Here is an 18,489-nt window from a genome sequence, read left to right as displayed (position 1 = left end):
GCCTGCAGCGTTATACCGGTGCCTGCACCGTGATGTGCAGGTATGGCACCACGGACCCGCGCCGGGATGCCGCCGCCGACGACTCGCTATCGAGAGGACCAGCAGTGACTCCCCCAAACCAATCGCTGTATGAGGTTTTGGGACTCACGCCGTCCGCGACGAGCGAGCAGATCAAGTCGGCCTACCGTCGTGCAGCCCGCCGGTCCCACCCGGACCAGGGCGGCAGCAGCGAGCTCTTCCACCTCGTATCCGAGGCATACCAGGTACTGTCCGATCCGCTCCAGCGAAGCGCCTACGACCGGCGTCTGGGTCATGCCGGCACCGGCGCCGCACCAAACGGCTCCTCCCCTGCCCGTCCTGCGGGAACCGGCGCCGGCACCGCCCCGGGCCGTCCCGGACGACCGGCACCAAACCCCGACTTTGGTAAGTCTCCGGTCTTTGAACCCGACTTTTCCCCTCAGCGGCCGCCGGCAATTCCCCTGGCGATGATCAGCCGCCAGGTTAACGGCGAGCCGGAACGACCCGGCCTGTTCAAACGGATGGGTTCATCTGCCGGTTCCCGGTACGACGCTGAAAACCTGACTATCGGGCTGCTGGCCAACTCCCTTCTCCCGGATTACCCGGCAGGCAGGCTGGTCAACAGTCTGCGAATTCCGGACAGCGGCCGCCGGGGAGGGGTGCTGGAGATCGGCCATGTCCTGCTCGGCGGGTACCGGATGGCGGTCATCGATTCGATGATGGCCTCTCCCGGGGCCTGGTACTGGGACGGCAATACCCTGCGCCACCGCGGGCATGCAGTCGGATCGCTTCGGCTGGACGACGCCGTCCGGACACTGCAGGAGAGGTTCCCGGACGTCCGGGTCTCCGGCTGGCTGGTACTCCACAACGCCAACCAGAACCCTTTTGAACCCGTCATCGACTCACCGCCCAATCTTCCTGAGTCAGCTCCGGTGGACGTCGTGAACCCGGGAACCCTTGCCCGGGACCTTCGCCGATTCTTCAGTACCGGACCTCAGCCGAACACAGTGCTCCTTCCCGTGCTGGGCGCCCTCCTTGATGCGGCGAAACAGTAGCGGCGCGGGCATAGGATAAAGACGTGTTCCGCATCCTCTTCTATACCCCTGAAATCCCCGGCAACACGGGAAACGCAATCCGGCTTGCCGCCATTACCGGCGCCGAGCTCCATCTGGTGGAGCCCCTGGGTTTTGATTTTGAAGACTCAAAGCTGCGCCGCGCCGGGCTGGACTACCACGACCTGGCAGTGCTTCGTGTGCACCCGAATCTGGAAGCTGCCTGGAAAGCGCTGCAGCCCGAACGGGTTTACGCCTTCACCTCGGACGGGGATACCTCATATACCGACGTCGCCTATCAGCCCGGAGACGTGCTGCTCTTTGGTCCCGAATCGGTAGGCCTGCCCGCTGAAGTAAAAAACGATCCGCACGTCACGGCCCGCGTCCGGCTGCCCATGCTGCCCTCCCTCCGGTCATTGAACCTCGCTAACTCCGCCTCCATTGCTGTCTACGAAGCCTGGCGCCAGCACGGCTTCGCAGGTGCCCAGCTCTAAGCCAAAGGACACACCATGCCCGAGCAGCATCCCCTTGCCGAGACCTTCAACGCCGGTGCACTCGACTTTGAACGCCTCGCCCCGTCCCTGTGGAACCCAATGGGCAATGCCCTGGTGGCCGCGGCCGATGTGAGCATGGGTGAGAGCGTCCTGGACGCCTGCAGCGGCGGCGGAGCCATCACGGTGCCGGCGGCGCAGAGCGCCGGCCCGGAAGCCGTCGTGGACGCGGTGGACCTCTCAGCGGAGCTGCTGGAAGTGGCGGCTGCGAAGGCCCAGACGCTGTCCCTGGAAAACGCTTCGTTCCACGTATCCGATGTACTCTCCTGGCAGCCGGACACGGAGTACGACGTCGTTCTGTGCGGTTACGCCGTGTTCTTCCTCCCGGACATGGACGCGGGGCTTCGCCATCTGGTGTCCCTGCTGCGAAGCGGCGGCCGCCTGGCGCTTAGCACCTGGGCTGAGGGCGCGCTCACGGAATTCACTTCCGCTCTCTTCCGCCACTGCGCCGCCGAAGGCGTGGAGCTGCCGGAAGCCAGCGGCGGCTCACGGGACAACATGCTGAGCATCAACACCCCGGAAAAGGCCACGGACCGGCTGCAGTCCGCCGGGCTGACCGGAGTGAAGGCCGTTCACACCCCGGTTCCGGTGGCACTGAGCCAGGACCTGGCCTGGGCTTTGGTGATGGGCAGCCCGCTCCGTCAGCTGCTGCCCGCCGACCCCGGTGCCGCCGAGCGCGTCCGCACGGCGTTCCTCGCAGAACTGGGCGAGGAGTACACGCTCAATGCCGACACCCTGATCGTAACGGCCGTCAAACCCTAGAAACCTGCGATCGTGGCGGGGGTGTTGACTCCCACCGCGTGGAAGACCTCCGCGCTGGCGCCTTCGGGCAGGCCATGGCGCACGGCGTTTTCCTGCAGGAATGAGCGCACCGCGGACTCCATGCCTGCGAGGTCGGGATGCTGGCTGGCATGGACCCGGATGGCTGAGAGCTTGCGGTCCACTTCCGCGGTGATGTCAACGGCGTGGTTTTCGCGCTCGCGCGGCGCTCCGTAAAAGAAAAGCCACGGCACCTTGTATGCTTCGAGCCCGCCGGCGGCGAGCTCGGGGTAGGCGAAGGGATTTTCGGCCGCAGGGTATACCGCCCTGGTCACGATCTCGCCGCAGGCCAGATGATCAGGATGGCTGGCCTGGAGACGGGACCAGTTCCGTTCCGGGTGCATCGAAAGCACGACGTCGGGACGCACCCGGCGGATCAGCTCCACGGTCCTGCCCACAACCTCGTGATCGGCGGCCAGGAAGCCGTCCCGCTCCCCCAGGAAATGGATTTCCCCGGCCCCGACGATGTCCGCTGCGGCGCGCTGCTCAGCATTGCGCCGCGCCGTCACGCCTTCCCGGTCACCTGGTTCGAATCCGCCGGCGTCCCCGGAGGTCATGATGCAGTACGTCACTTCGGCGCCCGCGGCGCACCATTTGGCGAGCGTCCCGGCGGCACCGAAGTCGATGTCATCCGGGTGCGCGGCGAACGCGAGGACGCGCCCAGGGACTCCGGTTGGGAATGCGCTCACGCCCGGCGCTTCCGGATCTCCTCCGCGGCCTGCGGCAGCACCTTGAAGACGTCGCCCACAACACCGAAGTCCGCGATTTCAAAGACGGGGGCGTCGGCGTCCTTGTTAACCGCGACGATCACCTTGGCGGTCTGCATACCGGCCTTCTGCTGGATCGCACCGGAGATGCCGGCAGAGATGTACAGCTGGGGCGAGACAGTCTTGCCGGTCTGGCCCACCTGGGCCGAATGCTCAATCCAGCCTGCATCCGTCGCCGCACGGGAGGCGCCCACTGCACCGCCGAGCAGGTCTGCAAGTTCCTCCACCGGACCAAAGTCCCCGTCCAGGCCGCGGCCGCCGGCCACGATCACGCGGGCCTCGGACAACTCCGGCCGTCCGCTGACGCGCTTCTCGGACCGTTCCATCACAACCGCCGCCGGTCCTGTCTCGGGGACAGTCACGAGGCCGCGTTCGGGTGATCCGGCTGCGCCCCGCTCCGCAGGTTCCACTGAGTTGGCCTTCACCGTGATGATGGGAACGCCGGTTTCGACACGGCAGGTGGAAGTGTAGGAACCGGCCAGAACGGATTTTGTGACGGCCAGGTCCGGCGCCACGGCGACGGCGTCCGTAATCACTCCGGAGCCGAGCTTCACTCCGGCGCGTGCCGCCACCTCACGGTCCTCAAAGGAATTGCCCAGCAGGACGGCATCCGGTGCTGCTGCGCGGACGGCCTCAGCGAGGAACGCAGCCTTGGCGGCTACCAGGACTTCAGGCAGCGGCTGGCTGGGTTCGAAGATCCGCTGCACTCCGTAGCCGGCAAGCTCCGCGGCGGCATCTTCGGAAAGAGGCTGCGGGGACGCGACTGCGGGGGTGCCGATGGTGGCAGCAAGGGCCAGCAGCTCACGGCTGGCCCGCGGAAGGGGAAGGGACGGAACATCAATGAAGACCAGTACGGAGCCCATTGGGCGCTCTCCTAGGGGTACAGGCGCGGCAGCGCCGTAAGGGACGTGCTAGATGAGTTTCTGCGAGGCGAGGTAGTCCACCAGCGCTACGCCGGCGTTTCCGTCGTCGGTAATGATCGTTCCCTGCCCGCGTGCAGGGCGCGGAGCGGAGGCAGCAACCGAGGTCCAGGCACCGGCTTTGCCAACCTGGGCAGAGTCCACCCCGATTTCCTGCAGGGACAGGACGGTTACCGGCTTCTTCTTCGCCGCCATGATGCCGCGGAAATTGGGGTAGCGCGGTTCATTGGCCTGGTCGGTGACTGAAACCACGGCCGGGAACGGGGCTTCGACGATTTCGGAGTAGGAATCCCCGTCGCGGCGGGCCCTCAGCCCTGGGCCGGAGGCGGTGTTTGCGGCCTCCAGCTCGGAAGCGAACGTGAGCTGGGCATAACCCAGCCGTTCGGCGAGCTGGGCCGGAACCAGCGACGTCTCGCCGTCGGTGGAAGCCATCCCGGTTATGACCAGATCCACGGGTCCGGCGGTGGCGTTGAGGTGGTTCACGACGGCGGCCAGGGCCAGGGACGTGCCGGCGGCATCGGAACCGGCCAGTGCGTCATCCAGCAGGTGGACGCCCTTGTATGCACCAATCTGGAGTGATTTCTTGACTGCGTTCGCTGCTGCGGACGGGCCCATTGTGACGGCGGTAACGGAGTTGCCGCGCTTCTCGCCGCCGCGTTCCTCGGCCAGCTGCAACGCTGCTTCAAGCGCATATTCGTCCAGTTCGGAGAGGATGCTCTCCGAGCGGTCAAGGGTGTGGTCCGGTCCGGCAAGCTGCCGGTCAAACTGGGTGTCCGGGACGTGCTTCACCAAAACAACAATGTTCAGCGGCCTGTTGGCTGACTCCTGCATTCCGGCCTTTCCTGTAGGAAGATTCCGCCGGTCGGATCCCGGCAATCCCCCGCCCGTCGGCGGTGACAGATTCAAGCTAATCACACGCAGCGCCCCGGCTCGAATACCGCGGCGGTGAAAGCCCGGCGCCGCGGAAGCGCTTCGCACTGCGCATATATGCACATTGGCTCCGGCCCCCGGCTTGCGCCAGGGGCCCGGAGCCAATCCGGTTTTATAGTTACTGGTCCGCTGAGTCGCCCAGCGTTGCGTCGGTGCTCTCGGCCTGTCCGTTGCGGACGTAGTCAATCGTCACCTTGCTGTCGGCCGGCTGCATGCGGATCGCCGCGGTCAGCGACTTAGCGTCCGTGATAGGGATGCCGTCCACCGCCGTGACGATGTCCCCCTTCTGCAGGCCGGCTTGCGCTGCCGGGGTGCCGCTGGCGGGGTTGTCCGCGATGGCGGCTCCAATGGTGAAGGAAGACGATGAGCCCGCGCCCGTCGCCGGTGTGACGGAAACGCCCAGGAAGCCGTGCGTGGCCGACCCGTTCTCAATGATCTCGTCGGCCACACGCTGCGCGTAGCTGGCGGGTACGGCGAACCCGACGCCGATGTTTCCGCTGTCTTCGCCGCTGCCGGTGCTGGAGGCAGAAGCGATCGCCACGTTCACGCCTATGACGTCACCGTCAGTGTTTACCAGGGCACCGCCGGAGTTTCCATGGTTGATGGCGGCATCGGTCTGGATGACGTTCAGGTAGATGGACGACGCCGCTGAGCTCTGGTTTTGTGACGAGCCGTCCGGCGGGGCGAAGCGGAATCCGAACCCGTCGTCTTCCGGAGCGGTGTCCGACTCGTTTTCCGGTGCCGCCGAGGACTGCACGCTGATGGTGCGGTTGAGCGTGGAAACAATTCCGTCCGTTACCGTGCCGGAGAGCCCCAGAGGAGCACCGATTGCGATCACGGAGTCGCCCACGTTCAGTTCATCCGAATCGCCCAGCGTCGCCGGAACCAGGTCCGGGGCATCCACCTTGATGACCGCGAGGTCTGAGAGCGGGTCTGTCCCGACAACGGTTGCCGAGAGCACCCGTCCGTCTTCGGTCTGGACCTCGATGGTAGGTGTGGCCACGGTACCGCCCAGGGTCACCACGTGCGTGTTGGTCAGGATGTAGCCGTCATCGTCCAGGATGATGCCCGAGCCGCTTCCGGATGCGCCCGAGCCCGAAACCTCGATTGTCACCACGCTCGGCGATGCCTTGACCGCGGCGGCCGTAATGGCGTTGACGTCATCCCGGTCATTAACCACCACTGTCTGGGACTGGCCGGTGGTTCCCGCCGTGGCATTGCCGTTACCCATCACTGAGTTGGCTGCTACGGCCACGCCTCCGCCCAGCAGGCCGGCAACAAGCATGGCGCCTACCAGCGTCCCGGTCCCGTAGCGGCGCTTGCCCGGATTCGCCGGATAAGCGGAGCCGGAATACCCGCCGCCGTAGTTCGGATCCTGGTACCCGCCGCCGTTCCCGGGCGGGGCCGCAGGCGGACCGTAAAACGCCGGCTGTGTCTGGGTCCAGGACGCGTCCCGGGAGGCTGCCCCGCCGGCCGCGTGGGCGCCGGCTGCGGTGGGGGCGGAACCTGCCGCGGAACCGCCCTGCTGTTCCTGCGGAACCTGGGACCCAGGCTGTGCTGAAGGCTCCGGCTGAACTGAGGACGACGGCGGCGCCGGCGGACGGGGAGGCAACGGCCGCTGCGGGCCTTCGCTGCCCCCAAAGTGCTCACTCATATGGGCCGTCCTTTCAAGATTGCTGTACCCGTAAGTATCGACCCATCCACTATGACAGTGCACCCTGTGACAAAGGCACAAGGTTTCTGGATACTCGCTGGGAATTCCCCGAAAGCGTTCGTCTACGGGAGCCGGGTGGTATCGGCGCCGTCGGGCCTAGTCAGCCGCCGGTACATAAGGTCAACCACCAGCTTTGTAGGATACGGTTTCTTGGTGGACGGGCGGTGGGGCCACCCCTAGAATCAGGGGTACATCCGCCCTGCAGTCCGTTGCAGCATCGACAGGATTGTCGTGGACAGACGAATGACAGACGAAGGATAATTTATGCGGTTCAGGACCACACGGCTGGCAGCCGTGCTTGCTCTCGGCTTGCTGGGGGTGCTGGTTCCGACCGCAGCCCATGCCGACCCGCCCGTCACCATTCCGCCGGGCCAGTATCTGGTGGATACCAATGACTCCCTCGGAGCTGGTACATCGGAGGTCCGGGACGCCATCACAGAGCTGCAGGAATCCACGGGCTACACCCTGTACGTCGTCTTCGTCGACACGTTCACGGATCCCTCTGACGCGACCGCGTGGGCACGGGACGTAGTGGAGACCAAGGGCATGGGAGCCCAGGAAGCTCTGCTGGCAATCGCCACCGAAGACCGCAAGATGCAGGTTGCCACGGGTGACCAGTCGGTTCTAAACGAGTCCCGGCGCAACGCCATGCTCCAGGCCGCACAGGAACCGCTCCTGGGCAACCAGGACATCACTTCCCAGGACTGGACTGCTTCTGCCGTCAACGCCGCCGAATCGCTGGAGGACATCGCCGGCGGAGGAAACGGGGAAACCACATCCCGCGGCGGAGGCGGCAGCCTGGTACCGGCGTTCCTGGTGGCCGGACTGGTCCTGGTGGGCGCGTTTGCGGTCTTCGCCCTGGTTCGAAGCCGTTCCAGGAAGCAGCGCGCACTGACCAGCCGTGAAGCGGCTGCACCCAAGGATCCGCTCGACGCCATGAGCGTCCCGGAGCTGCGCAAGCAGGCAGGAAGCCTGCTGGTGGCGGCCGACGACGCAATCAAGTCCAGCGAGCAGGAACTGGCTTTTGCCGCAGCCCAGTACGGAGACGACGCCGTCTCGACTTTCACCGACGACCTGGCAGTTGCGCGCGCCCACATGAGTGAGTCGTTCAAGATGCAGCAGCAGCTTGACGACGAGATCCCCGATACCGAGGAGCAGCAGCGCGCCTGGCTCAAGGACATCATCCGCCGCTGTGAAGCAGTGAATGACTCCCTGCAGGCCCACAAGAAGGACTTTGACGCGCTGCGCGAACTGGAACGCAACGCCCCTGCCGCTCTTGCCGCTGCCCAGGACTCGGCCCGGAACGCCGAAGAACGGCTGGACTCAGCCCGTGCTGCGCTGGAAGGCCTGTCCGCGAAGTACAGTGACTCCGCGCTGGTCCAGGTGCGGGACAACATTGACCAGGCGCGGGAGCGGCTGGCATTTGTATCAAACGCATCCGCCACCGCCGAAGAGAGGCTCCAGGGCGGAGATACCTCCGCGGCAGTACTGGCTGTCCGGGCTGCAGAGGAGAGTGTGCATCAGGCCAACGTCCTCCTGGACGCCATCGACCGCACGGGCAAGGGGCTGGACGAAGCAGCCGCGGAACTGGACCGCGCCGTAGCCGATGCGAAGCAGGACCTCGCCCAGGCACGTGCCTTCTCACAGGGCGGTGCGCAGCCCGCGCTCGCCGGTCCGATCGCCGGCGTCGAACAGGCACTTGATGCTGTGGCAGCGGCCCGCGGGGAGAAATACGATCCAGTGGACCTGCTGGGACGGCTTGAAGCCTCGAATGCCCAGCTTGATGCAGCTCTCGAAGGACTGCGCGACCGGCAGGAACAGGAACGGCGGGCACGCGACGCCCTCCAGCACACCATCATGTCCGCGCAGGCGCAGATCGCCGGCACTTCCGATTACATCCGGGCCCGCCGCGGCGGGGTTGGCAGCGAGGCGCGGACCCGCCTGGCAGAAGCTGAACGCAACCTGCAGCAGGCCATTGCACTTCAGTCCTCGGATCCGGTCAGCGCGCTGGCGTACGCCCAGCAGGCAAACGCCCTGGCGGCGCAGGCTTCCCAGATGGCCCAGCAGGACGTCGATGGTTTCGGCGGTATGGGCGGCATGGGAGGCTTCGGCGGCGGCGGAATGTACGGCGGCCGCGGCGGCGGCAGCGGCCTGGGTGGCGCCATTCTGGGCGGCATCCTCATCGACTCGATCCTCCGCGGCGGCTCGCACGGGGGCGGCGGAGGATGGGGCGGCGGCGGCTTCGGCGGTTTCGGCGGCGGAGGCGGCGGCTTCGGCGGAGGCGGCGGCTTCGGTTCCTCCGGGGGCAACTTCTAGCGGCGTAACATCCCCGGTAATTACCGGGACGGGGTTACTGCAGCACCGGTATTTTGACAGGCTGGCAACAGCACAACGCAGGTTACTTGCACACATGTGAAAGGCAGACAGATGGTAAAGCAGTCCATATTCGGGCGGATCGCCCAACTGGCCAAGGCCAACATCAACGCCCTTCTGGACCAGGCGGAAGACCCCCAGAAGATGCTTGACCAGATGGTCCGGGACTACAGCAACAACATCGCCGAGGCGGAAAGCGCCGTGGCGCAGACCATCGGCAACCTGCGCATGCTTCAGGACGACTACAACGAGGACCTGGAAAATGCACGCAGCTGGGGCAACAAGGCCCTCGCAGCTTCGCGCAAGGCTGACGAGTTCCGGGCCAGCGGCAACACCGCCGATGCCCAGAAGTTCGACAACCTGGCCAAGGTGGCAATCCAGCGCCAGATGGCCTCGGAGAACGAGGCCCGCGGCGCCGAGCCGACAATCGCTTCCCAGGAAGAAATCGTCGAGCGGCTGAAGACCGGGCTGAACCAGATGAAGGACAAGCTCCAGCAGCTGCAGTCCAAGCGCAACGAACTTATCGCGCGCTCCCGCAACGCTGCGGCGCAGAACCAGATGCACGACGCGATCAAGAGCATTGACGTCATGGATCCCACCTCTGAGGTCGGCCGTTTCGAAGAGAAGATCCGCCGTGAAGAGGCGAAGGTACGCGGTGCCAATGAGCTCGCTGCCTCCAGCCTCGACGCTCAGTTCGAGTCCCTGGAGGACCTGGGCGAGCAGACGGAGGTAGAAGCCCGGCTTGCCGCTCTGAAGGCCTCTGCAGCCAACCAGTCAGCAATCGAACAGAACTAGTTTCCTCATTACCGCAGCAGGCCGGCACCCCATGCGGGTGCCGGCCTGCTTCCGTGTCAGGTGCTGCTTTCGAGTTTCCTGCGAACCGCGAGCCTCCTGCTGCGCTGCGGAACCACGATCCAAAGGAGCAGCAGCACCAGTGCGGCTGCGCCGGCGGCCACAGCTCCTGCCCAGCCGCCCAGCACGAGGTCGAAAACGAGTCCCAGCGTGCCAATCAGGATCAGCCCCACCAGCACGAGTGTCCAGCGCAGCAGCAGGTCGCTGTTGCGCACCAGCTGGTACTTGATCCGCCGCTGGAAGAAGGACCGGTGCATCACCACGGTGGACATCAGGACAGCGGTGACCAGAGGTCCGTCCAGTTCCGGTCCAGTTTTTGCAGCGCACTCTCACCGCGGTCCGGGTCGTTCTGGACACGCGGCTCCGGCCTTCCGTTCAACCCCGGATACTGGCGGGCATTCATTCCCGCAGTGTAGTGGAGCCCGGGTTCGTTGGAACCAGTCCCCCAAAGACGGCATGGCCGGCGCTGATGGGTGCACTGCCGGCAAAACAAAATCCCCGTCCGGAACCCGGACGGGGATTTTCTTGGTTGCGGGGGCAAGATTTGAACTTGCGACCTCTGGGTTATGAGCCCAGCGAGCTACCGAACTGCTCCACCCCGCGGCGTGTTATCCATGTTACCCGCCGCGGGGTTGAGCTGCAAACCGGCTACTCTCCTGAACCCTCGTTCCCGCTATCCTCTGCACCGGCGTCGCCCGAATCGGCACCCGCTGCTGCGCCTGCCATCTTGTCCTGTGCAGCGATGGCCCGCTGGATCGCGGCGTTCAGCTTGTCCTGCGCTGCGCCATAGGCTGCGAAGTCGCCGCTGGCCAGGGCCTCCTGGCCTTCCTGGATTGCAGCGCCTGCGTCGGACAGTGCAGTTTCAAGGTCTGCCTGGGCCGTGGTCTCCACGGGCGGAGCACTGGGATCAACCGGCGTCTCGCCAACATTCTCCTCATCGCCGGTAACGGCTCCGGAGTCGCCGCCAAAGACCTGGTCAAGTGCTTCGTCCAGGGTCGGAGCGAAGCCCACCTTTTCACCGAAGTTCACCAGGACGCGCTGGAGCGTCGGATAGGAGGAGGCACCGGAGGACTGCACATAGACGGGCTGCACGTAGAGCATGCCGCCGCCTACGGGCAGGCTGAGCAGGTTGCCGTTGATGACTTCGGAGGCACCCTGGCGCAGCAGGTTCAACGCATTGGAAACGGTCGGATCCGAGTTGAAGCGGTTCTGTGCCTGGCCGGGGCCGGGCACAGCCGTATCAGTCGGGAGTTCGAGCAGCCGCAGAGTTCCATATTCCTCCGACTTCTCGCCGTCGTTGCCGGTGCCGGCGTCGGCGTCGGCCGCGAGGAAGCCGTAGAGCACGTTCCGGGCTTCGCCGTTCTGGGCTACGAACGGAATGAACGGCGTCGTCAGGGAGAATGCCGGCGCGTCCTGGCCCGGCATCTGCAGCGAGAGGTAGTACGGCGGCTGCTTGACGTCGGAGTTCGTCCGGGTCGGGTCGGACGGAACGGACCACGCGTCGTCGTTCTTGTAGAAGGACTCGGCATCGGTGACGTGGTAGCGGCCCAGAAGCTCACGCTGGACCTTGAACTGGTCCTCCGGGTAGCGGACGTGCGCCATCAGGTCCGCTGACATGTCGCTGTAGGGCTTCAGCGTGGACGGGAAGACGTCCTGCCAGGCCTTCAGCAGCGGATCCTCGTCGTCCCAGGCGTAGAGGGTCACGGAACCGTCGTACGCATCCACGGTCGCCTTGACCGCGTTGCGGATGTAGTTCACCCGGTCTGCCGGCAGTGCGGCTGAGGCGCCGCCGGTCAGGGAGTCGGTAGTGGCCGAAGCCAGTTCCTGCTGGGTGGAGTACGGGAAGTAGCGGCTGGTCGTGTAACCGTCCACGATCCACTTCACTCGTCCGTCAACAACGGCGGGGTAGGCGTTTCCATCCACCGTCAGGTACGGAGCAACCTTCTCCACGCGTTCGCGGGGATCGCGGTCGTAGAGGATCTGGGAGTCTTCGTTAACGAAGTCGGAGAGCAGCAGCTCCGTGGACTGGAACTTGATGGCGTAGACAAGCTGGTTGAACAGGTTGCCTACGCTCGGTCCGCCGTCACCGGAGAAGGTGGTCTGCGTGTCGTCCTCGGCATTGCCGGTCTGCGGACGGTCGATCTCCACCGGAGCGGATCCTTCAGGCGCACCTACTACGGAGTAGTCCGGGGAGGACTCACCGAAGTACACCCGGGGCTCGTAGTCTCCCAGCACACCAGTGGAGGGGATTCCGGATTCCATGAAGCTGGGCTTGCCGTCAGGCTGGACGGTGGAGCCGCGGGCAGCAACCACGCCGTAGCCATGGGTGTACAGGATGTGCTCGTTCACCCAGCCATCGGGAACGCCGTTGACGTTCAGCTCACGGACGGCAATAACAGTGTCCTGGACGTCGCCCTCTACGTCGTAGCGGTCAACGTTCAGGGTTTCCGGGAACTGGTAGTACTGGCGGAACTGCTGGAGCTGGCCGAACGCGTCCGAAACGACATTCGGGTCCAGGAGACGGATGTTCGCGGTGGTTCCGGCATCGGCTGCCAGGGCCCCGGCGTTGGCATCAACCGTTGCGTCGTAGTCGATCACTTCGGTGTCGGCAAGCCCGTAGGCTTCGCGCGTCAGGTCGATGTTGCGCTGGATGTACTCGCGCTCAAGCGTCTGCTCCGAGGGAACGACCTGGTAGCGCTGCACAATCCAGGGGTAGACCCCGCCGGCAACGATGGCGGTGATCACGAGCATCGCCGTGCCGATGATCGGCAGGCGCCAGCGGCCGATGATGGCCGAAAGGATGAACAGCAGCGCCACGATCACCGAGGCCACCGCAAGGATCGCCTTGGTCGGGATGACGGCATTGACGTCGGTGTACAGGGCACCCGTCCAGGCACCGGAGGTGCTCAGCAGGGTGTTGTAGCGGTCCAGCCAGAAGTTCACGGCCTGGAGCAGCAGGAAGGATGCGGCGATCACGGCAATGTGTATGCGCGCCGGACGGCTGACGAATACACCCTTTTCTTCCAGGCGGATGCCGCCGTAGAGGTAATGGGTGAGCAGGCCGGCAATACCGCTGACCACCACGACAGAGATCAGGAAACCGACAATGAAGCCCACGAACGGCAGCGTATTGAGGTAAAAGCTGTAGTCCATGTTGAACTCGGGGTCGGTCTGCCCGAAGTCCTTGCGGTTGAAGAACAGCAGAGCCTGTTCCCACATGGCCATTGCCGCCGTGCCGGCGAAACCGCCGACCACAACCGGAATGCCGATCATCAGCAGTTTCCGCACCGGCTCAAGCTGCGCCTGGTAGCGGTTCAGGTTGTCCTGCAGGGCGCTGTCGGGCGCATAGATCGGCCGTGATGAGTAGGCAGCACGGATGCTGAAGTACACACAGACTGACATGATCAGGAAAGCTGCTGCGAACAGCGCAATCCGCGTCAGGTTTTCCTTGACGAAGACCTCAAGGAAGCCAAGCTGGTTGTACCAGAGCACGTCAGCGTAAACCTGGGAGAAGTAGACAAACCCGATCACCAGTACGGCTACGACGATCAGGGTGGCAATCAGCGGGCTGCGCCGCCGACGGGTGGTGCTGGGGCTCGGTCGGGAGAATGGGCCATTAGGTCCGGAAGTCACAGTTACCTCATCGTTCGGTACGTCGGCTCACGGCACCTGCGGCAGCTCGGCGAGTTCGGATCTCTGCTGCCTCGGTATCAAAGCAACTAACGACCCCTGTGTCCGACGGCCTGCCCGTTTCTTGCCGTGGTTCCTTATTCTGCCCTGTTAAATGCGCTCGGGGCCACTTATCAGCGGTTAGGACGGGAACCTTATTAGGATCGTGATTCGATCCCTCCGCGCCTGCGGTGTCCCGGCACCGTCACGGACAGCGTGCCAGGTCCCCGGCACCGCTCCCGGATGCGAGGGTTTTCACGGCAGTGAGCGCCTCTTCCAGGGTGCTCACGCTGACCACTTCCAGGCCGTCCGGAATATTACCCGTTACGTCATCGCAGTTGGCAACAGGCGCCAGGAAAAATTCTGCTCCCGATTCCGCGGCGCCAACCATCTTCTGCTCAATGCCGCCGATTGGTCCAACCTGGCCGTCAGCATCGATGGTGCCCGTGCCGGCGAAGCGGTGCCCCTCGGTCAATTCCCCCGGGGTCAGCTTGTCGATGATTCCCAGTGCGAACATCATCCCGGCAGAGGCTCCGCCGACATTCTCAAGGGCGATTGCCACTTCGAACGGGAAGGTGAAATCGATGCTCAGGTAGGCGCCTACCTGGTATGCACCGCTCTCCGCCAGGGACGGGGTCACCTCAAGGGTCTGTTCCTCTCCGTCGCGCCTCACCGTAATACCGGCGGCGTCCCCGCCGGTGGCATTCAGTGATTCACGCAGGCTCTCCACGCTGGTCACCGGATTGCCGTCCACTGACACAATGATGTCTCCGGTTTCCAGCACACCCTCCGCCGGAGCACCCTCCATGATCCCGGCCACCGAGATTTCCTCCGTGAACGGAATCCCCAGTTCATCCAGTGCGGCCGCCACAGCGGATTCCTGCGAAGAGGTCATGGCCTCGGCGTTGCCCTCCTGGATTTCCCCCCTGGTAGTTCCCGGCGGATAGACGAAATCGACGGGCAGCACGGCGTCCTGCGGATCCAGCCAGGCACCGACCACTTCCCCCATGTTCACCGCACCATTAGGGCCTCCGGACACATACACGGTAGTGAGCGCCAGCTCCCCGGACGTCGAGTACGTCTGCTCACCTTCGATGGTGATGAGCGGGCTGTCCCCTATTTCCCCGATCGTATTGAAAGTCGGTCCGGGCGATTCAAGGACGTACGGGGCGGGCAGCAGCAGGGCAGCAGCGCCCAGCACGAATGCGGTGCCGCCGGCGATCATCAGCGCCCGGCGGCGGGGCGGGCGCTGCCCCGGGCGTGCGCGCGGGGAGGTGCCTGCGGGTTCGGCACCTGCTGCGCTGCCTGCGGGCGGTTCTTCGTTCGGAGAACGCAATCTGCTGTCCTTTCCTGGGGCTCGTGGCCTCAGTCCGGTCTGGCACCGGGAGTATCGGGCGGTACATGCGCACGGGAATGGGCTTGCCTGGACCCGGGCGCACACGGGCTCTGCCGACATTCTCCCACGTGCGCCTTTGCCAACAGCGAACGAATCCCGCGAATACGGGACAGTGCCCGGCAGGTGCCGGTAACGTGGGATTCCACGCAGCCGGTGACCCACCGCTGCCAATGCACTAGAACTTCCACAGGACCGGTGGTACCCATGAGCTCAAATCCCTCCGACCACGGGGACACTCCCCAGGATCCGCTGTCCGAGATGCTTGCCCGCCTCTTTGGCGGCGGAGGCCAGGCCGGAGGCATCGACCCGCAGGAACTGGCCAAGGCAGCCGGCCTGCCTTCGGATCCGAACGCCATGGCCATGATTTTCCAGCAGGTCCAGGCCATGTTCAGCGCCCCGTCCGACGGGCCGGTCAACTGGCAGCTCGCCAAAGACAACGCCAGAAGGGTGGCCGCGGCGGGAGGTGACCCGTCGATTACGGCGTCCCAGGCCCGCGAGGTGGACGAAGCCCTTCACGTAGCTCAGATGTGGCTCGATCCGGTAACGGATTTCCCTTCGACAACGACTCTTGGCAGGGCCTGGTCCCGCGCAGAGTGGGTTGAAGCCACAATGGACTCCTGGCGGCGGCTGACCGAGCCGGTGGCAGTCAGCATCTCCCAGGCACTCTCAAATGCAATTACCACTCAGATGCCGGAAGAAATGAAGTCCATGATGGGCGGCGCTTCTTCCATGCTGGCGAACATGGGCGGGGCCATGTTCGGCATCCAGCTGGGCCAGGCAGTTGGCGCATTGTCCAAGGAAGTCCTCAGCTCAACCGACATTGGCCTGCCCCTGTCCGAGGGCACCATGGCGCTGCTCCCGACCAACGTCGCCTCGTTCGGCGAGGGGCTCGACGTCCCCGACGCCGAGGTCCGGCTGTACCTCGCAGTCCGCGAGGCCGCGCACGCCCGGCTGTTTGCCCACGCGCCGTGGCTCGCCGCCCACCTCTTCGGCCTCATCGAAAGCTACGCCCGGGGCATCCACATCGACGTCTCGAAGATCGAGGAGGTTGCCAGGGATATTGATCCGGCCAACCCGGAGTCGATCCAGGAAGCACTCGCCGGAGGTGTCTTCCAGCCCGAACGCACTCCCGCGCAGGACGCTGCCCTGGAACGGCTGGAGACGGCCCTAGCCCTGGTTGAAGGATGGGTGGATGAGGTAACTGCCGCAGCGACGTCGAACCTTCCCTCAGCCCAGGCGCTGCGCGAAATGATCCGCCGCCGCCGTGCCAGCGGCGGACCGGCGGAACACACCTTCGCTTCGCTGGTGGGCCTTGAGCTCCGCCCGCGCCGTCTTCGTGACGCATCCGCCCTGTGGGCTCAGCTGCGCGAAGAACGCGGGATCGAAGGCCGGGACGCCATCTGGCAGCACCCGGACCTCATGCCAACTTCCAAGGACCTGGATGATCCCGCGGGCTTCAGCAAGCGGCGCGAGCTGCTGGACGCTTCGGACTCCGACGTGGATGCAGCGCTCCGGCGGCTGCTGGACGGCGGGTTCGACACTCCTGAGGACGACGGCGCTGCCGACAGCGAAGACGGTACGGAGTCCCGGCCGGATAACGGCGACGGCGGTTCCGAAGGCGACGGCCCGGATGAACATGGCTCCGGGGACGGCTCCGGAAAGAACGGACCCTCCGCCTAGTCCTCGGCGAACTCTCCCTTAAGACCCCGCGCACTGGCGTACGCGGCGCCGGAGAGATAAGCCTTGGCTGTTTCAGTGTGCGGATAGGACTGGAGAAGGCGCCAGAACTTCGGGCTGTGGGACCCCTCGATCAGGTGCGCGAGCTCGTGCAGCAGCACGTAGTCCACCACCCACTGGGGCATGCCGATCAGCTTGTCGGACAGCCGGATGGTCCCCCTGGCCGGAGTCGCAGAGCCCCAGCGGGAGTTCTGGTTCCCCACCCAGCGGACGGAAACCGGCCGGGCCGCACCGCCCAGGTACTGCCGGGACAGCTCCGCGGCGCGTTCGGCCAGCCCGGAGTGCGCCTCCGCCGGGTCCGCGGCAGGCGGAGCGGCCGTCTTGGTCTCCAGCCTGTCCACCATGCGCTGGACCCACTCAGCTTCCTGGGCCTTTGTGAAGTGGGCAGGGATCGAAACAACGGCCACTCCGTCCCGGAAAACGGCATTGACCGTGCGCTTGCGGCGTGCCGAACGCCGCACTTCGATGGGCAGCCCGGCACGGGTGGTGGCTGGGGTGGAGACAGATGGCATATCTCCACATTATTCGCCTCGACGGGTGCATTCGAAACCTGTGGAAAACTCCTGCGGCCCCATCCTGGACGTGCTTACATGGTGCCCCGGCACAGCACATTCCAATCCGAAGGAGTCCAGGCATGCGGATCAACCCGGGGATTTACGTCCTGGACCTCGGTTCGGACCGCCGGCAGTTCGGGCTGGGCAGCGGAGCCCTTCTCCTCGCCGGGCTGACGGACGCCGACCTCACGTTCATCCATGCCCTGCGCTCAGGGATTCCCGACGGCGGAGAACCGGAAGCGGCGGCAGCCGCAGGTGTTAACACCCAGCGCAGCGAGCAGCTGCTTCGGGCGCTGGCACCCGTTCTGCTGGCAAATCCGGCTGACCGCCGGCTCCTGCCGCCGCTGCGCCAGGAGCGGCTTGGTCCCGACCTTGAACGGCTCTCGGCCGTCTATGGCCGCGATGCCCTGGAACCGGTAGCGCTGCGCGGCTCGGCAGCCGTCGAGGTCCTGGGACTTGGCCGGTGCGGGGCGCTGGCCGCACGGATCCTTGCGGCCGCCGGTATTGGCACCGTGCTGCTGGGCGATGCGGGTATCGTGCGTCCCAGCGACGTCGGACCCGCCTACGCCCTGACTGATATCGGGATGCCGCGGTTCCAGGCTGTCAAACGCCAGCTGTACCGAATCGACCCCACTGTGCGGGTGGTTCAGATCCCGTGGCCGTCAGCCGAAGCCGGCCCCGCTGGCGTCGATCTGTCGATCCTGGCCTGCGAGCAGCCTGCCCCGCTGCACGCCCTGCCCGAAGGCCGGCGCGAGCAGCCGCACCTGGCAATAGCGGCCCAGCAGTACGGTTACCAGGTTGGCCCGCTGGTGGTTCCCGGGGCAACACCATGCCTGGGGTGCCTGGACCGGCACCGCGGGGACGCGGATCCGGGCTGGTATGCCGCTGCCCTGGCTCCGGAGGGCCCCGCCCAGGATGAGAACGCAGGTCCGGGAGGCGAAGAAGTGTCCTCAGCGGCCCTGGCAGCCGCTGCCGCCGCAGGACAGGCGCTGTCCTTCATCGACGGGGTGGCCCAGCCGGTGACCTGGTCTGCCGTGCTGCAGTTTCGTGCTGCCGACGGCCATGCCGGCATAGAGCCGCTGGAGTTCCACCCCAGCTGCGGATGCCGGCTGCAGTCCGCCCGGGCGGCCTAGCCGC

Annotated in this window: 15 protein-coding genes and 1 tRNA gene; 7 read left to right on the top strand and 9 right to left on the bottom strand. The window is 65.5% G+C overall.

Annotated elements, in window-relative coordinates:
- Positions 1–104: 104 nt before the first annotated feature.
- Genes AO716_RS03415 through AO716_RS03405 form a run of 3 tightly spaced genes read left to right on the top strand, consistent with a single transcriptional unit; the run spans position 105 to position 2,383 of the window.
- The gene (locus tag AO716_RS03415) at positions 105–1,073 is read left to right on the top strand and encodes a J domain-containing protein (protein WP_160317902.1); all 969 of its coding nucleotides are present in this window, start codon (positions 105–107) and stop codon (positions 1,071–1,073) included.
- Positions 1,074–1,096: 23 nt separating this feature from the next.
- Positions 1,097–1,564, top strand: coding sequence for a tRNA (cytidine(34)-2'-O)-methyltransferase (locus tag AO716_RS03410; protein ID WP_055239527.1), 468 nt, complete (start codon positions 1,097–1,099; stop codon positions 1,562–1,564).
- A 15-nt stretch (positions 1,565–1,579) separates the two neighbouring features.
- Positions 1,580–2,383, top strand: a complete 804-nt coding sequence (locus AO716_RS03405; RefSeq protein WP_055239526.1) for a class I SAM-dependent methyltransferase — start codon at positions 1,580–1,582, stop codon at positions 2,381–2,383.
- Here the strand turns inward: AO716_RS03405 and AO716_RS03400 are convergent.
- The 4 genes from AO716_RS03400 to AO716_RS03385 form a co-directional block, all read right to left on the bottom strand.
- On the bottom strand, positions 2,380–3,129 hold the full coding sequence (locus AO716_RS03400; RefSeq protein WP_055239525.1) for a PIG-L deacetylase family protein: 750 nt from the start codon (positions 3,127–3,129) through the stop codon (positions 2,380–2,382). The genes AO716_RS03405 and AO716_RS03400 overlap by 4 nt on opposite strands.
- Positions 3,126–4,070, bottom strand: a complete 945-nt coding sequence (locus AO716_RS03395; RefSeq protein WP_055239524.1) for an electron transfer flavoprotein subunit alpha/FixB family protein — start codon at positions 4,068–4,070, stop codon at positions 3,126–3,128. Before AO716_RS03395 ends, AO716_RS03400 begins: the two co-directional genes overlap by 4 nt.
- A gap of 48 nt (positions 4,071–4,118) precedes the next feature.
- Positions 4,119–4,958 carry an electron transfer flavoprotein subunit beta/FixA family protein gene (locus tag AO716_RS03390; protein WP_200907579.1) on the bottom strand — a complete coding sequence of 280 codons (840 nt, stop codon included), beginning with the start codon at positions 4,956–4,958 and terminating at the stop codon, positions 4,119–4,121.
- 217 nt (positions 4,959–5,175) lie between these two features.
- Positions 5,176–6,711, bottom strand: coding sequence for a S1C family serine protease (locus AO716_RS03385; RefSeq protein WP_055239523.1), 1,536 nt, complete (start codon positions 6,709–6,711; stop codon positions 5,176–5,178).
- Positions 6,712–7,035: 324 nt separating this feature from the next.
- Here AO716_RS03385 and AO716_RS03380 point away from each other — a divergent pair, with 324 nt between their 5' ends.
- The gene (locus AO716_RS03380; protein ID WP_055239522.1) at positions 7,036–9,087 is read left to right on the top strand and encodes a TPM domain-containing protein; all 2,052 of its coding nucleotides are present in this window, start codon (positions 7,036–7,038) and stop codon (positions 9,085–9,087) included.
- Between the two features lie 111 nt (positions 9,088–9,198).
- On the top strand, positions 9,199–9,939 hold the full coding sequence (locus AO716_RS03375) for a PspA/IM30 family protein (protein WP_055239521.1): 741 nt from the start codon (positions 9,199–9,201) through the stop codon (positions 9,937–9,939).
- Positions 9,940–9,995: 56 nt separating this feature from the next.
- Here the strand turns inward: AO716_RS03375 and AO716_RS03370 are convergent, their stop codons facing one another.
- From AO716_RS03370 to AO716_RS03355, 4 genes are all read right to left on the bottom strand, one after another.
- Positions 9,996–10,286 carry a DUF6328 family protein gene (locus tag AO716_RS03370; protein WP_268753552.1) on the bottom strand — a complete coding sequence of 97 codons (291 nt, stop codon included), beginning with the start codon at positions 10,284–10,286 and terminating at the stop codon, positions 9,996–9,998.
- Positions 10,287–10,522: 236 nt separating this feature from the next.
- Positions 10,523–10,599 (bottom strand) — tRNA-Met (locus AO716_RS03365).
- 45 nt (positions 10,600–10,644) lie between these two features.
- Positions 10,645–13,629: a UPF0182 family protein gene (locus tag AO716_RS03360; RefSeq protein ID WP_404320474.1), complete on the bottom strand. Its 2,985-nt coding sequence runs from the start codon at positions 13,627–13,629 to the stop codon at positions 10,645–10,647.
- Positions 13,630–13,870: 241 nt separating this feature from the next.
- Positions 13,871–15,001 carry a PDZ domain-containing protein gene (locus AO716_RS03355; protein WP_235471982.1) on the bottom strand — a complete coding sequence of 377 codons (1,131 nt, stop codon included), beginning with the start codon at positions 14,999–15,001 and terminating at the stop codon, positions 13,871–13,873.
- 264 nt (positions 15,002–15,265) lie between these two features.
- On the opposite strand from AO716_RS03355, the gene AO716_RS03350 reads away from it, so the two are divergent.
- Positions 15,266–16,741, top strand: coding sequence for a zinc-dependent metalloprotease (locus AO716_RS03350; RefSeq protein WP_055239519.1), 1,476 nt, complete (start codon positions 15,266–15,268; stop codon positions 16,739–16,741).
- Here the strand turns inward: AO716_RS03350 and AO716_RS03345 are convergent.
- Positions 16,738–17,310 (bottom strand): M48 family metallopeptidase, encoded by a 573-nt coding sequence (locus AO716_RS03345; protein ID WP_055239518.1) that lies wholly within the window; start codon positions 17,308–17,310, stop codon positions 16,738–16,740. The genes AO716_RS03350 and AO716_RS03345 overlap by 4 nt on opposite strands.
- 122 nt (positions 17,311–17,432) lie before the next feature.
- On the opposite strand from AO716_RS03345, the gene AO716_RS03340 reads away from it, so the two are divergent.
- Positions 17,433–18,485 carry a ThiF family adenylyltransferase gene (locus tag AO716_RS03340; protein ID WP_055239517.1) on the top strand — a complete coding sequence of 351 codons (1,053 nt, stop codon included), beginning with the start codon at positions 17,433–17,435 and terminating at the stop codon, positions 18,483–18,485.
- The last annotated feature ends 4 nt before the right edge of the window (positions 18,486–18,489 follow it).

The organism is Arthrobacter sp. Edens01 (assembly GCF_001307035.1).
Classification (GTDB): domain Bacteria; phylum Actinomycetota; class Actinomycetes; order Actinomycetales; family Micrococcaceae; genus Arthrobacter_B.
The sequence above is the reverse complement of the archived record's forward strand: the minus strand, read 5'-3'. Positions and strand labels throughout refer to the sequence as shown.

Coding starts and splice junctions, on each gene's coding strand:
- AO716_RS03405 (WP_055239526.1), top strand. CDS start 1,580: ATGCCCGAGCAGCATCCCCTTGCCGAGACCTTCAACGCCGGTGCACTC.
- AO716_RS03395 (WP_055239524.1), bottom strand. CDS start 4,070: ATGGGCTCCGTACTGGTCTTCATTGATGTTCCGTCCCTTCCCCTTCCG.
- AO716_RS03390 (WP_200907579.1), bottom strand. CDS start 4,958: ATGCAGGAGTCAGCCAACAGGCCGCTGAACATTGTTGTTTTGGTGAAG.
- AO716_RS03385 (WP_055239523.1), bottom strand. CDS start 6,711: ATGAGTGAGCACTTTGGGGGCAGCGAAGGCCCGCAGCGGCCGTTGCCT.
- AO716_RS03380 (WP_055239522.1), top strand. CDS start 7,036: ATGCGGTTCAGGACCACACGGCTGGCAGCCGTGCTTGCTCTCGGCTTG.
- AO716_RS03375 (WP_055239521.1), top strand. CDS start 9,199: ATGGTAAAGCAGTCCATATTCGGGCGGATCGCCCAACTGGCCAAGGCC.
- AO716_RS03350 (WP_055239519.1), top strand. CDS start 15,266: ATGAGCTCAAATCCCTCCGACCACGGGGACACTCCCCAGGATCCGCTG.
- AO716_RS03345 (WP_055239518.1), bottom strand. CDS start 17,310: ATGCCATCTGTCTCCACCCCAGCCACCACCCGTGCCGGGCTGCCCATC.
- AO716_RS03340 (WP_055239517.1), top strand. CDS start 17,433: ATGCGGATCAACCCGGGGATTTACGTCCTGGACCTCGGTTCGGACCGC.